The following is a 14,878-nucleotide window of genomic DNA, read 5'->3' as shown; positions in this document are numbered from 1 at the left end:
TATGGCAAGTTTTAATTTAAACAAGGGAGAGCGCTTCTCGCTCTCCAAAGCAGCGCCGGGGCTTTCCCTGGTGAAGATCGGTATGGGCTGGGACCCGAACGATCAGCCCGGCGGGCCGGAATTTGACCTGGATGTTTCGGCGTTCGCGATCGGTTCCGATTTTAAGATCCCGTCCGATTCCTACTTCGTCTTTTACGGCCAGGTGAATATGGGCAATAAGATCGAGGATGCCGTGGAAAAGGGGCTGTACCGGCCGTATACGGAAGATGGCTCGATCACGGGCGCGATCGATGACCCGGATGGCAGGCGCAGCGACGGGGATGATGATGAAGATATGCTGATCGACCTGAACAAGGTAAGCCCCCGCGTGGAGCAGATCATCATTTGCTGCACGATCTGTAAGTACCCGAACGACAACAAAAAGGACAGGCGGACGCTGGACCTGAACTTCGGGCAGGTGGAGGATTGTTATATCCGGATCGTTGACCAGAACTCGGGTGAGGAGATTACGCGTTACGACCTGAAAGACAAGTACACCAATGAGGACGCGGTCGAGTTCGGCCGTTTGTTCCGCGTGGGCAGCACCTGGGAGTTCGAGGCGATGGGGCGCGCCCACACCGGCAGTTTGCAGACTTTAGTAGATATGTACACCTAAATTTTAAGACAATGTCATTCAACCTGAACAAAAATGAGGGGGCCTCGAGGCCTTACAAGAAAACGAATTTCGATCTGTCCAAGAGCGATAACGACACGATCAGCGCAGCACCCAAAAGGCCTGCCTACTGGTTGTTCGCGCTTGTGGCGCTGCTGGTCACCGGCGGCGCGGCCTGGTACCTGACCGGCCGGAACACGTCTGCAAAGCTGCCGGAAGGGGATACGACGCTGGCTACGCGAGCGGCAACCTCCGCGGTTGTCAAAGATTCGGCTGGTTTAAAGAGCGAACCTGTCGGGGCTGATGTGGGCGTTGCGGCTTCAAAACCGATAACGGCGGCCTCGTTCAAGGCGGGTTCGGTTAAGCCGGGTGTAGCGGCAGGCGTGCTGGCGGGTATACAGGAGAAAATAAAAGCCGGGGGTGATAGGAAGGTCAGCGTATTTGGTTATGCCAGCAGTGAGGGGAGCCAGGAGTTGAATCAAAGGATCTCGCAGGGTCGGGCGGATGCCTATAAACGGTTGCTGGTGAAGGCAGGAGTCGCTGAAGGGCGGATCACCGCGCTGGGCAGGGGGGTGAATAATCCTGTTGCGCCGAATGATACGGAGGCCGGCAGAAGGAAGAACAGAAGGGTAGAGATACTTTATTGACATGAGGGCGGAAGAGACCGGCGAGCGGCAAATGGGCCTGCTGAACCTGATCGTACTGGTGCTGTCCATCTATGTCTTAGGTGCTTTGCTCGTTGATACGCTGGTGAAATTGCCACCGGAAACGTCCGTGCTGCTGAGGTATATCGACCACGGGATCTGCGTGTTTTTCTTTATCGAATTTTGCGTGCGGTTTTTTCATGCCCAAAACAAACTGGCCTTTATGCGCTGGGGATGGATCGACCTGGTCTCGAGCATTCCCGCAGTCAACTTTCTGCGCGCCGGGCGATTGCTCCGGCTGATCCGTTTATTACGGCTGATCCGCGCTTTCCGTTCCACGCAAACATTTGTCAGGCACGTGTTCAAAAACAAAGCGAAAGGCGCATTCACATCCGTTGCGATCCTGGCGGTGCTGCTCATTATCTTCTGCTCGATCGGTATCCTGCAGGTGGAGAAAGACCCGGCCAGTAACATCCGGACCGCGGAAGACGCGATCTGGTGGGCCTATGTCACGATCACCACCGTAGGTTATGGGGATAAATTTCCCGTCACCACGGAAGGCAGGATCATCGCGTCGATCCTTATGACGGCGGGCGTGGGGCTGTTTGGGACATTTACGGCTTATGTAGCAAGCTGGTTTGTAGAGTCCGGGAATGCGTAGTTGATTTGAGTTCGGCGCTTATGGTTTCCCGTAAGGTCGCCCGACAGCAATCGTATAACTTCACATTATAAACTATTATAAAATCAATAAAAACACAATATGGAACAAATTAGAGCAATTAAACCAGGACCAAAGCCTAAAAGGGAGGACGGAGAATTGGATGAAAGAAGACGGGTCACACCCGAGAAAAAACCCGAATATCCTCCTTTAAAGCCGCATATACATAAGCCCGGTGAAAAGCGTTGATTAGTAAGGATAATGCATCGTTGATAAATCGGCGATGCTTTATCAGTTAGGTAGAATAACTTGTAAATTTTTTGTTTGGATTTCGCTGAAAAATGCCATTAAAGCTCGGGATGCAAGTGCCTTGTAATTATTGCACTTTAATGCGTCTTTAAAGATCGTACCGTGCCGGGGTTTGTATGTAAGTTACATTTGTTTTTATGCAAAGCGTTCATTATTATTGTAATACCTAAAAATAACCTTATCATGACATACACAAACCGCCACGCAAGGCGCCTTCTTCGCCCTAATGCTGGGCAGAACCACAACTAGTTGACATTTTTGAACTGCCGGTCGAGTGCCCGCGGTCATGCATTGTATAATTTGATTTTATTTTATGGAAGAAAAGGAACCAACGGGCACTGAAAACAACAGTGGAGTGAGCAATGAAGAAAATGCGCCGCCGGCCATACCGCAAGCGCCGGCAGATGATCATAACCCGATCCGGCTTTCTTCACTTAAACCCAACGATGAACTGATCAAAAAACGCGGTTTCCTGCTGACGCTTGACCGCTCCGCCACGTCACAAGACCTGCTGGATACCGAACTGACAAACATCAGGGAGCGTTATGCTGCCTTGTTAAGAAATTATGAAATGCTCCAGGCCCACCGACTTGCGGCTATGCAGGAACAGGCTGTTCACCGCCGAGAGGAGGGAACTTTTTTAATAGATAAACAGCAGGCGTATCAGACCTACCTTTCCACCCTAAAGGATGAACGGGTGGAACTTGACGCGCATCTGGCAGACCTTTATACGCAACTGCGGCAAATACTGGCCGGTCTGGGTGCCGCCAAGGAAGGTATTGTGACCTCCGCGCTTAAACAGTTGGAAGGGGAAGTGTTGCAACTGATGAAACTAAGCCAGTCTCTGCAGGATGACCAAAACAAGGCGTTAGAGGAGCGTTTCGTTAAGGAACAGGACGCTTTCCGGGCCAAAGCCGATTTCTGGCGCCGTTTGCTTGACGAGCACCGGGGCCGTTACGAACAAGTGACCAAACGGCTGAAGGTACTCGCCGGAGACGGCGTGGACCCGCAGACGGCGAAATTGTTGCTTTACCTGGGTGGTGTAGGCGCGCTCGTCAGCGGCTGGTGGTTTGCAATATGGTCCGGGCCTTTACCGCTGCAGGATGAACGCAATAATATCGCTGGTAACAGCAACCTGCGGTTTTTTTTCCTGGACCATATCGGCAAATACCTTGGTCAGTTCAGCCCTCCGGTCATGGTACTAATCATCCTCGCCTATTTGGTCTTGACTGGCTTGCTGAGTTGGGGCTGTCATCACCTTCTTATCCGTTACGGGCTGATCGCGGACCGCCGCAAACTCAGGAAGCATCCTAGACGCGATCCGAAGGAAAATGATAATTTTAATTTTGATGTGGAAGAGATGGAAAAGCTGTTGGAAACGCGCATCAGATCAACCGCCTGGTGGGGCTTTTGGCTAAAGCTGATGCCGGTCATCTTAGCACTCCTGCCATTGCTTGGCGTCATCGCGCACCAGTTGACCGTAGACGCTGCGGCGATAGAAAAGACCAATAAAGGCCTTGTCGCACAGGGTCGTACGCCTTTGGACGCACCTACTTTTCAAAGCCTTTTTGATTCCATGGTGAATGAATTCATCGGGACCTCTATTGCGATCATGTTCTCGGTGTTTATGATCCTGTACCTGAGCCGGGTTTCCGAGAACCGGTATCACCGGCAGGAGGAATCGGCAAGGGGCAGCCGCAGTTGGTTCCTTTACGTCGGATTCGTCGCTTTTGGGCTGATGATCATGGCGATGATCCTGTACCATTATAACCTGCCGCCTTTTGACGAATTGCGCCGGGTCGCTATTTTCGGTTTCGTAGTAAGTTGCTTGGCTACGGCCAGCAGCCTGTCCTATGGCTATATATTCAACGGCCTGCGTTACAATGCCGATGTGCTTTTGTATGCCATCGAGGGGATGAATAACGTCGTGCAGTATTACTCCAGGCCTATACGCGTGAATTACACCAGTTACCAGCAGATAAGGGATCGTATCGGGCTGCTGCAGCAAAAGATGTTTGACCTGATCGAGGGGCGCGCAATCCTAGCCTCGGCAATCGCATCTGGTAAAGCGGTTTCACATTCCGAAGTGAAGCCTTTTCTCGTAATGTCGCATACAACTGAAGACGAGCAGCCGGCGGCACAGCCGGAAAAGTCCAGAAAGGAGAAAAGGCAATTGCGGGAACGCGTTTCCGAAACCGCAAAACAAGCTTATCGCAGCGTGGTGAGCGTATTCCATAAACCGCAGCCTTTGCGCAGCGATCACACCAGCGAAGAGTTTCTGGACGAATTGAAAGTTAGCTCAGCTGACCTGCGCTATTTTCCCGAAACCGCCACCGCACTCAAAGAGTTGCACCAGCGTATTCGGGAATTCTGTGACCGAAAGACAACTATTACGCAGGAAGAGCATAACTACTGGCATAACCAGGGTACTTGGCATTCCATTACGGACCAGATACGGAACAACCGTGCCGACGTCTTACGCTTGGAACGACAAATAGAGGCTATCCATGAGCAGGGAATGACCGAAAGCGAGAACCTTAAGCGCCTGCAACTACGAGAGGAAACGATGCTCAAAGAAGGTTATTACACCGGGATCTGGTTCAGAGACACCGACCCAGCCCAGCAATTGACCATCAATTAAACTTATTGAATTATGAGACCATTGATCCCCTCACGGACATCCATCCTGCAACGCTTACGAAGCTTCCGGCGTTCAAAAGATAATAACAAGTCTGTTGAACCGGCGGAAGCCGAAAAAACGGAGGACGCTCTACACGAGGAACTCCGGCAGAAACTAAATAACATTATGGCCATCGGCGGTTCAGAGAACGAACTGATCGAGAATGTACAGGCCCATATACTTGGGTCGGGCGAATATTACCAATCCATAGGCAAAATGCATGGTCGCATCGGCGCACGGGATTTCCAGATGCTGAAAACGGCGCGCACCTATGCTAACCTTATTACCGAACGCGTCGTATCCAGCCTGAAAGGCCGTATCGCTGCCCTGAACCTTCTGATCAGCGATAAGGGGACGGAACTACAGAAGCTTCGCGAGCAGGAAGCCGGTTGTCTGGAGAAACTATCCGAACTAACCGACCTGCGCCACCATGACCACAAGCAGTTCAACAGGTTCAATGCGAGGGTATATCTGACCGCGGCCCTGCTGATGATCCTGGCAGATATTGCCGTGTCTGTTAACTTGGTCGCCTTTTTTGGCATCGGTCATCAAGCCCCGGACGCGAGTTTCAAACAAAAACTGGGAGACCCTGAACTGATGCTGTTTTCTTTTGGTATCGCATTGTGTACCGTTTTTGTCAAAATATTTTACGACGAATACATCAATAGTAAACTGGGACATATGCAGCAGCATGTCCGCGAGATGGCGGCCGAAAAGGCGAATATAGGTTTACTCGTCGCGGAACTGGCCCTGAAATTCTTGGTCAAGGCCTGTATACTGATCGCCCTGCTTTGGCTGTTGTATAATTTAGCGGAATACCGAACTTATTTCACCCTTTACAGTTCGCTGAAAACAAAGGTAGCAAAAATGGCACTTGACCCACGTACCCGTGATGTGGCCGATGTACTGCTCAAAAGCTTTGTGGGAATCACGGTGATCGTTCCGGTGATCAGTGGCATCGCACTTTCCGTGGCGCTTAAGATCATCGCCAATCGCCGCGCGCTCATCAACTCGGAAAAAGCTGCTGCTGCGGCGTCCAATAATTGCCTTCTGACCCAGGAGATGCTTCAGGAAAAAACATATTTATTAAAGAAACTGGAGCAGTACCTCGAGGAATGGGAAAACAAAAAAGAGAAGATCGATCTGCAGTCCGCTTATTTCGTACAGGTGTATGAACAGGGTTTCCGTATCAGTTATCGAGCCCATCACGGGCACGATCTCTACAAACTTATTGAAGAGTATCGAAATGAGGTTGTAAATCAAACCTTTAACCGCCGACTAAATTCAAATTAATATGAAAGCGAAATATTGGTTATTTATTGTCCCTTTGTTGTGCTTAATGGCCGCCTGTGGCTGTGGGTCTGGTAACCGAGCGACGACGGAGACCCTGGATAAAGTTACAGAAACGCCGGGCGCTGCAAATGTTGTGGTCTTGTGTGATGTTTCTGGAAGTGTCAGTCTTCTCGGTACCCGTGATACCGCCGGTCTTGTACAGCGTACCGCTGCAATGCTGAAGGGATGCTCTGAACTCATCAGGCATTATCCGCCCGGGTCTATGATACGCTTCTACCTGATCGGCTCTAACGCATTTGAGCACCCTTTTATGGAATTGCAGCAGCCCGAAGTATATCAGCTCAACCAGGACGAGATCATCGAATCGTTTGAACAAGCAGACAAGCGAATAAAGCACGTAATTGATTCGGCGCTTCGTTCGGCTGAAAACAATACCTGTATCCTGACCTCGGTTGAGAATGCCTATAGGTCTTTCCGGCAAATGAGCCGGGAAGCCCCACTGGCACAAAACGAACTGATCATTTTCTCAGATATGGTCGAGCAATGTGAGGATTCACCGGCGGGTCATGTGATGATGGACCAGCGGCCAGGGCGACCGCTTTTGAACACGAAGGATAGCAGTTTGCTGGCCACCTACCAGGGAGATGAATCAGTTCAAAAAACTATCATCAATATTCGCATTTGTATGACCACACCTTATATGCCTGTCAGCGTCGCCCATAATATACAAAAAGCCTGGACCGGCATATTTAGCCGTATGGGCTCCAAGCAGGCGGCGTCCGGTGACCTAATCTTTGAGTCCACCGCCGCGTTCAACCCTTATAAGAACTATGTGGTAAAGGAATAATTATTATAATAGCATTCCTACCTAAAGTATTTTAGAAAGTTATGCCTAGCGAAATTAAGATTCAATACCTTGCTTTTTCGGAATTAATATGGTTACTTTTATTTATAAACCTTAACACATCATGAAGAAATCATTGCTCATTTTATTCCTGGCTGCAGGTTCGCTTGTAAGCGCCCATAACTCAACCCCAACCCACGCTAAACGCGCTGTCGCAACTTGCGTCGGCGACAATCCTTGTAAAGCTTGTAAGAATTGTAAATACTGTAAGCGTTGTGCCAAGGACGGTAAGACTTGTGGTGTATGTAAAAAATAGGCAGAAGGTCATTAGTTTCGGAGCCGTCTTGCGATTATTAAGTATAATCTCCTTCAGGAGCGAACTTGCTCACCTGCACGGCGAATTATCGCATAAAATCCATAGCTTATAACCTGACTAGCATAAATTACTGATTAATTCAAAACTTAAAACAGCTTTGAATTACAATTCCCCAAAATAAAGAGTAAAAGCACAAAGAATGAAAAATAGGCTCTACATGATATTAATGATATTGGCGATGGCGTTAATTCAGGCATTTTTTTTTAATGATACTAAACCAGTAGATTCCAACCCCGATAGTAAATTTGAAAGTAATTGGCATTCGGCAACAGGAGAGGTATACATTGATATTGGTCGCATTTTAGTGAAAAATAACATACCATGTTCCGATATGCTAATACGGGAGTCAGTCGCTAATCGTAACGAATATATAGTTGGTTGCCGTATTGATACCGAACCTTGGAACGGTTATCATATTTGGACATCGTCTGGCGATATACTGTCTTTCAACGACCCTAAAATCATTATGCCTCCCAAATAATGATTAGGGTAAGCTTGTATATGATTGCCAACGTAAGGCGTTGCTTTTGGCTAATCAAAAGGCGGAGAAACTTGCCGCTAAAAGCGCCCTTAAAAGATTGGTGGTCGGGTAAAGAACTTATTGTACACGAAGTGGCCTCAATTAATAAGCAAGATATTGTACCTTCTCGCAAGTTTAATTTTTTGGACCTTGTTTTTTTGCTTCATCAAGGTGTTATCCTCTTTATCGGAAGACTTATAAATGATATCATTCTTTATAATTCATTTGCGTGATAGCCCCTGCCTTTATTTGATTAACGTATAGAGTCAGGCACATCTGCTGACCTATTCACAAGGCGCGATTCATCATTTTACGGTTTCCCGTAGTGTATTGATTTCTAAGCGCGGTAGTTTCGAGCGTTGTTGACTTTTATTATTATTAATAAGTGAAGATGTGAATATCTACAGCAGGTTGCTCAAGCTTTACGGTACAAATGGGGTTAAGACGCCATTGGAGGACTTTTGCACGGAGATCCTGGCCGGGATATTCATAAATGACCCGGCAATCGGGGACGCATTTGTAAACGAGCTGTTACAAATTGAAGGCACTGGTTTTACTTTTCGTACACAGGAACACTTTCATTCGACCAATCCCCTGCATTCCGACTGCAGGGTGGACCTTGTTATTCGTTCTGAGGATACCATCTGTTTTGTGGAACACAAAGTGGAATCACGCGAGGGTTATATCCAACTGGAACGCTATGCTGCTGTTTTAGCCGCTTTTAGGCCAGAACTAAATACCCACCTGAAGTATTGTACAAAATACTATGACCAGAAAAGTATCAGCACTCACAATTTTGAACAATTCCGCTGGGCAGACGTGTGCCGGTTCCTTAACCGCTGGAAGTCTTCAGGCATGGTGCACCAATTTTTAGATTTTTTAAATGAACACGATATGAGTGATAACATGGAGTTTACGTTGGGCGACCTTACCGCCCTGCAGGGCATCTCGCCGGTGATCAAAAAGATGGACCGATACCTGGAAAAAATAAGGGCCGTTTTCAGGCTTTACTTTGATGACCGCCTGGTTAAAGACAGTGAAAACCTACACCAGATCAAGACGCATTCCAGGTACATTTTTCATTTGGCTTATGTTTTTGGCGATACCGACTACAGCGAACTAGGCGCCGGGTTTGATTTTGTAGAAGCTGAAGCTCCGCAGTTAAAGGTTTGGTTATGGACGAATGATAAAAATGGAAAAGCAAAAGAATTCAAAGCAGCAATCCAGGGGCATAAGTTTCTGACTAATGGCGAAAACTGGTTAGGTTTAATTAAACCCATGTCGGATTTCATGAGTTCATCAGACATGGAAAAGGATATCGAGAAGTGGTTTGCCAGCGCTTTTGAAAGCCTGCTGACATTCGCACAAAATCACCCGGAACTGGACTGGCATATTTTAAAGAAAGAGATATAATCACATGGACTTTAAAGATCAAATATTACAATTAGCGGCACGGGTTGAAAAATTGCTGCCGCAGCTCAAAACGGAAGAAGCGACCAAGAACGCGCTTATCATGCCTTTCATACAAGTATTGGGCTATGACGTATTCAACCCTTTTGAGGTAAACCCGGAATTTATCGCCGATATCGGCATCAAGAAAGGAGAGAAGGTGGATTACGCGATCATGAAGGACGGGGAGCCGACCATCCTGATCGAATGCAAGCACCACCTCGAAAAGCTGGACCCGCACAATTCGCAGTTGTTCCGGTATTTTCACACGACCAAAGCGAAATTCGGTTTGCTGACCAACGGGCTGAACTATCGTTTCTATACGGACCTGGATGAGCAGAACAAGATGGACACTACCCCGTTTTTTGAGTTTAACATCACGGAAATCAAGGAGGCGGAGATCGCGGAACTGAAGAAGTTCCACAAGTCTTATTTCGATGTGGAGAGCATCACCAATACGGCCAGCGAATTAAAATATCTGAACGAATTAAAAACATTCCTGAATAAAGAACTGATCACGCCCTCAGACGCATTTATCTCATTTTTTACCCGGCAGGTTTACGCGGGCGTGCTGACCGCGAAAGTAAAAGAGCAGTTCGGGCCGATCATCAAGCGGTCGTTCAACTTGCTGATCAGCGATGCCATCAACGAACGGCTAAAATCCGCACTCAACCAGGAAAAACAGCTGGAGGCGGCTGAAGCGGAAACAATAGCTGGTGAACCCGCGCCGAATATCGTGACAACGGAGGAAGAACTGGAGGGGTTTTATATCGTTAAATCCCTGCTGCGACAAAACGTGGATGCCAAACGCATCACCTACCGGGATGCCCAGTCTTACTTTGCGATTTTGCTGGATGACAATAACCGCAAAACGATTTGCAGGCTTTACCTGGGTAGTTCGAAGCAATACCTGGTGGTGCTGGATGAGAATAAGAAAGAGCTGAAGTACGAGATAAAGACCCTGGATGAAATCTATGGATATGCAGAGACGCTATTGGAAGCGGTTGGGAAGTTGGAAAAGGGAAAGAAATGATATTGGAAACGCTTTAGCCCAAGTTATTGATCAATTGCAAGTTTACCTTCGCAGTCAGGATAGTTTGAACATCCGTAAAAATCGTTAAACGGACCTTTCCTTAACACCATGCTGCCCTGGCATTCGGGGCAGTAGACGATACCTTGCGTGGTTACCCCTAACATTTCCTTCAATTCAGTTACGAACTTGCTGGGATGATTGGCATCTGCCAGCAGGTAGTTTCGGTGGCGCGCCCGGGTGATGGCCACGTAAAATAGCCGGCGTTCTTCAGCGTTTTCAAATGCATCGCTTTCGTTAAGCAGGTGATTTAATAACGGGTCGTCTGCCATCTCGGATGGAAATCCTAATACGGCTGAATTGAGATCGAGGAGAACGGCATAATCACAGGTCATGCCTTTTACTTTGTGTGCGGTGTGATACGCTAACACAAGGCCTTTGTACCGGTACTTTATTTCCCGTAATTTTTGGGGTTCATTATGATGATATCGCCCGATAAAAAAGACGGTTGCATCAGCTTGCAATACACTGATCTCTTCTAATATGCTGATGATATCCGTACCGGCCGGGCTTGAATTTTTGAAAATAAAACTTTCCAAATGCGCCGGGTGCCTGGCCGTTAAATTTTTTCGAAGCTGTTTGGGGTTTCTTTGAATAAAATCGGTTGAGATCTTCAATATCTGTTCATTGAACCGATAGGTCTGTGTTATGGTAGTCTGACTGGTAAAGCCAAAGTGCTTTTCAAAGTCTGTGATGATTGATATATCACTGCCGGTAAAACGAAAAATGGATTGCCAGTCATCACCGACAGCATAAAGCCTGGCTGCCGGATTTTGTGCCTTAATACTTTTCAACAAATCATATCGGCCAAGTGACATGTCCTGAAACTCATCGACCAAAATGTATTTGTAGCTGCTTTTGAAATTACCTTTCCTGATATGAGATGCTGCGTCATTGATCATGTCATTAAAGTCGATCTCTGATGCTTTATTTAACCGCGCCTGGTACGCTTGATAGAGCGGTTCAAATATTCCCATAAAAACTGCTAGGCGCTTATCCTTCGATTTGGTTTTAACTTCTGCAGGCGTCATCCTGTTAGCTTTCATCAGACCAAGAAAAGTAAAAATTAAATCAAGAAAGTCCTGGTAATGCGGTGAATCCCTGACCATTTCGAGTATATCTTCCGGTTTTCTCGGGGTCAGTGGAATATTCAAATCGGTCAACTGCTTTTTCAAGCTGGCTAACAAGCGCCCTTCCCGGCTTTCATAGGAAAAGGTCTTGATGAGTTTGGTGCCATACTTAGTATGGATATGCTCTTTCCACTTCATCAATGCGTGATAGTAATCTTTAGCTGTTGTAAAGCCCGGCCTGGTACCAAAACGCTTCGGTACATTGCCAGCTTTGTCGATGCCGTAATGCTCATGCCAAATGTCATGTGCGGTTAAATAGAAATCCGGGTAGTAGGCGGCGTTATTCGCGGATCGGTCTTCCGCCTGAAGCGGGTAATGTTTTTCGTACGCATAGGCAATACTATTTAAACAAAAGAAATTGGCGATCTGTAATTCCTCTTTGCTTTTTACTTCAACACCGTCCAAGGCAATATTCTTGAAACTTTTTTCGTGTTTCAAAAAATCGTTCGTCGTCTCAAACTCAAATTCATCCCGTTCGGGACGATTAAAGAAAGAAATAAAATTGACCGCTTTTTTTTGAAACCCGCTATCTACTAGAAACAAACGGTCAAAAGTTTCTTGCAGGAAAGTTTTAACAGCGCTTTCATCGCCCCTGAAGGCAATATGTATTTCGTGATCAACACAATGACGGTTTACAAAGTAGCCAAACCCATTAAAGGTCCGGATTTCTAATAAATGAACATCCGCAATACCCTTGCAAAAGCGCTTGCATCTTTCCGTCATTTCTGCAACAGCGTTTTTTGTAAAAGAGATGATCAGAAGTTCCTCCGGCCCGGCCAGTTTTTTCTCCAGCAAATAGGCGACCTTACCGGCGATCGTGGTCGTTTTCCCGGTACCTGCCCCGGCTAAAACCAGGTTATTGTCCTCATCGCGGACTATAGCTTTGATCTGCTCTTGTGAAAGCGGGTAATCTTCCAGGCTGCTAAAGAAGCCCGCGTATGTTTTTGCCTCCCGCTCTTCAAATTCTTTATTATATTCGTGCCGAAGTGCAGAGATCTGATCGAATACATTGGCAAAACGATCAACGATCGCAAAAAGATCTGCTGGTAAATTTAGTTTTGATACATCAGCGGGGACCAGGTGACGAAGCTTTTGATACTTTTGACGAAATATCTGCTCATCATAAAAAGCAAAATATCGATCGTAAGACAGTAGCCCGTCAGCTTTTTGTAACGCTTCCTCAAATGCCTGGCGATACTTCGGTAACTCCCTACGGGCTGTTCTCCGTGCCTGCCATTCTTTATAAACATACCAGATGCCGATGATCGAAATGCAAAACACAACGACATTTAATGTTCGCAGCAGGCTTTTAAGTGGCATAATGGGATAGCTGCATTGGAAATATTTTTAAAGACTGGAAAGCAAGCCGATCTTTAAGTAGGGGATGACAGAACTGCCCGTTCCCGATATGATCCGTGCATCCGCAGTATTAATGATCATGTTAAGCCCCGCCTTGATGGCCGTTTTTTTATTGTCATCCATAAAAAACACGCCGGTAACATCCATTTGAGGGTACCCATAGATATTTTTTTTGGTGTTAAAGAAATTCTTCACCTTATCATTTTCTGTAAGGGTAAACAAGATGTTATAGTAAAATGATACCTGCATTTTCGCATCGAAAAAAGCCCCCGTCACGCCCAATTTGGGGTGAAAAACAAACGGCGTAAAATCGTTTGTCTTCCTGGTTGCCGTATCTAAAAATCCAACTTTTTTTAATAGGAAATTCAGGTCTACACCTGCCGCGAAGGCTGCCACTTTATCGCTTCCCCCGGTTGCTCCCGACAGCCAGGTCAAATTAAAATTCATCCCGAACAGGCTGGTTTGGGGAAGCAGCATTTTCGCCCCGACGCGATCACGAAGGCTGTCCAAACCGAAACTATTGGCCCAGATCATACTGCCGAATGCGTACCGGCCGCTTTTTGACAGCTGGCTTGCGGATATGGTCGGCGTAGGAACAATATTGAAACCATTGCTGCCCAGGCTTGGCAGTGTGAATTCCGCCAGGCCTTCCAGATCGGTTTCGGTCCCCGACAACCCCTGATCAATCATCCCTTGGGTGGCGAATTCCGGGTCCGGTGTAAAGCTGGAAGAGCCGGTGGCTGGGGAAAAGGATACCGTTCCCGTCGTAGTTTTGAGCAATATCGGTTTACTCAGGTCCGGTAATCTCTCGAGGGTAATTTCCCGGGCCGCAGGCACGCCGACGACCTTGAGCGTATCGCTTCCCTGCGTTATCAGTTTTATCTTATGGAGGTTTTCGCCGGTCATGGTGAATTTTTGACCGGTCAAGTTCAAACTTGTAATAACGGTAATGTCATTGGGTAGTTTCCCTTTTGCTTGAGAAATTACCGAGCCGCTGCTTAATTTTCTTAAGATCGACTCCCGCTGCGCAGATGCGGTGTTATTGAAAAACAGGGGCAGGCAAGCCGCCAATAGTGTTATTTTGTGTAAGGTTTTCATGCAGGTCAGGTTAAGACTGCTTAAATTTATGTATTTAATTTTTAGAAATCATTTTTTTTGTCCGTAATTGAGGGCCGTCCAAAGCAATCAACGTTACGGCATAGCCATTTAAAACCCCATGTCATTTTGGCGATTTCATTAAATTCAGGCAATATCCTCATAAACCCCCCAAGAACACTACAAAGCGAAGTAAACGTGAAATATTTCTGGCGCTTATTACTGGAATGTCTTATTTTTCGGCAAGTGAATTTTGACTATTTTAAACTTACATGGAAGAATTTGAAGCATACATCGAAATATTGCGGTATGGGAGTAAATTAGAGACTGTCGATCCCCAAACCTTAATCGAATATTTAAACGAAAGGGAAATATACGTTAACCCCGGTCAACCAAACGCTATTCATTTTGCAAAGTTCAGAAATATTTTCTCCTTAGCATTCCAGGACAGCCAGGGAAACCGGCCGAATTTGAATAACACTGGTAATGCTTATCATCTGAAATTGGAAGCATTAGGCCAACTGTATAATTACGAAGCGCTTGAGCAAGCAAAAGCTGATTCACAAAAAGCGCGAGACGAAGCCCGCCAGGCAATTAAGATTGCTAACAGGTCTTTTTATCTAGCAATGGTTGTCGGTATAGTGCAGATAATCCTGGCTATTGTTGCGTTTACTAATAAGAATTAAATTGCTTTAACCTCAGACGGCAAATAACACATGTGATGACCTGATGTCCATCCCGGTGCGCCAGGTTTATACCAGCCGGGTTCGACAAAGATC

At 46.8% G+C, this 14,878-nt stretch carries 12 protein-coding genes; 10 read left to right on the top strand and 2 right to left on the bottom strand.

The genetic code is table 11. The annotated features are described in order from the left end of the window. Position 1 precedes the first annotated feature (1 nt). From HDC91_RS05435 to HDC91_RS05395, 9 genes are all read left to right on the top strand, one after another. Complete coding sequence (locus HDC91_RS05435; RefSeq protein WP_183549046.1) at positions 2–655, top strand: TerD family protein; 654 nt, start codon at positions 2–4, stop codon at positions 653–655. Between the two features lie 11 nt (positions 656–666). Further along, positions 667–1,299 (top strand): OmpA family protein, encoded by a 633-nt coding sequence (locus tag HDC91_RS05430; protein WP_183549044.1) that lies wholly within the window; start codon positions 667–669, stop codon positions 1,297–1,299. 1 nt (position 1,300) lies between these two features. Continuing rightward, positions 1,301–1,957, top strand: a complete 657-nt coding sequence (locus HDC91_RS05425) for a potassium channel family protein (RefSeq protein WP_183549042.1) — start codon at positions 1,301–1,303, stop codon at positions 1,955–1,957. A gap of 619 nt (positions 1,958–2,576) precedes the next feature. After that, complete coding sequence (locus HDC91_RS05420) at positions 2,577–4,904, top strand: hypothetical protein (protein ID WP_183549039.1); 2,328 nt, start codon at positions 2,577–2,579, stop codon at positions 4,902–4,904. Between the two features lie 12 nt (positions 4,905–4,916). Next, positions 4,917–6,236: a hypothetical protein gene (locus HDC91_RS05415; protein WP_183549037.1), complete on the top strand. Its 1,320-nt coding sequence runs from the start codon at positions 4,917–4,919 to the stop codon at positions 6,234–6,236. A gap of 1 nt (position 6,237) precedes the next feature. Then, positions 6,238–7,083 (top strand): hypothetical protein, encoded by an 846-nt coding sequence (locus HDC91_RS05410; RefSeq protein ID WP_183549036.1) that lies wholly within the window; start codon positions 6,238–6,240, stop codon positions 7,081–7,083. A 512-nt stretch (positions 7,084–7,595) separates the two neighbouring features. Next, positions 7,596–7,937, top strand: a complete 342-nt coding sequence (locus tag HDC91_RS05405) for a hypothetical protein (RefSeq protein WP_183549034.1) — start codon at positions 7,596–7,598, stop codon at positions 7,935–7,937. Between the two features lie 432 nt (positions 7,938–8,369). Further along, positions 8,370–9,389: a PD-(D/E)XK nuclease family protein gene (locus tag HDC91_RS05400; protein WP_183549032.1), complete on the top strand. Its 1,020-nt coding sequence runs from the start codon at positions 8,370–8,372 to the stop codon at positions 9,387–9,389. Between the two features lie 4 nt (positions 9,390–9,393). Beyond that, complete coding sequence (locus HDC91_RS05395; RefSeq protein ID WP_183549030.1) at positions 9,394–10,458, top strand: type I restriction endonuclease; 1,065 nt, start codon at positions 9,394–9,396, stop codon at positions 10,456–10,458. Between the two features lie 23 nt (positions 10,459–10,481). On the opposite strand, the gene HDC91_RS05390 is transcribed toward HDC91_RS05395, so the two are convergent. Then, positions 10,482–12,965 carry a UvrD-helicase domain-containing protein gene (locus tag HDC91_RS05390; protein ID WP_183549028.1) on the bottom strand — a complete coding sequence of 828 codons (2,484 nt, stop codon included), beginning with the start codon at positions 12,963–12,965 and terminating at the stop codon, positions 10,482–10,484. Between the two features lie 27 nt (positions 12,966–12,992). After that, on the bottom strand, positions 12,993–14,102 hold the full coding sequence (locus HDC91_RS05385) for a hypothetical protein (protein WP_183549026.1): 1,110 nt from the start codon (positions 14,100–14,102) through the stop codon (positions 12,993–12,995). A gap of 269 nt (positions 14,103–14,371) precedes the next feature. Here HDC91_RS05385 and HDC91_RS05380 point away from each other — a divergent pair, with 269 nt between their 5' ends. Continuing rightward, on the top strand, positions 14,372–14,785 hold the full coding sequence (locus HDC91_RS05380) for a hypothetical protein (RefSeq protein ID WP_183549025.1): 414 nt from the start codon (positions 14,372–14,374) through the stop codon (positions 14,783–14,785). The last annotated feature ends 93 nt before the right edge of the window (positions 14,786–14,878 follow it).

This window comes from Mucilaginibacter sp. AK015, assembly GCF_014200785.1.
Lineage (GTDB): Bacteria > Bacteroidota > Bacteroidia > Sphingobacteriales > Sphingobacteriaceae > Mucilaginibacter.
This window is presented reverse-complemented; position numbering and strand designations above follow the sequence as displayed.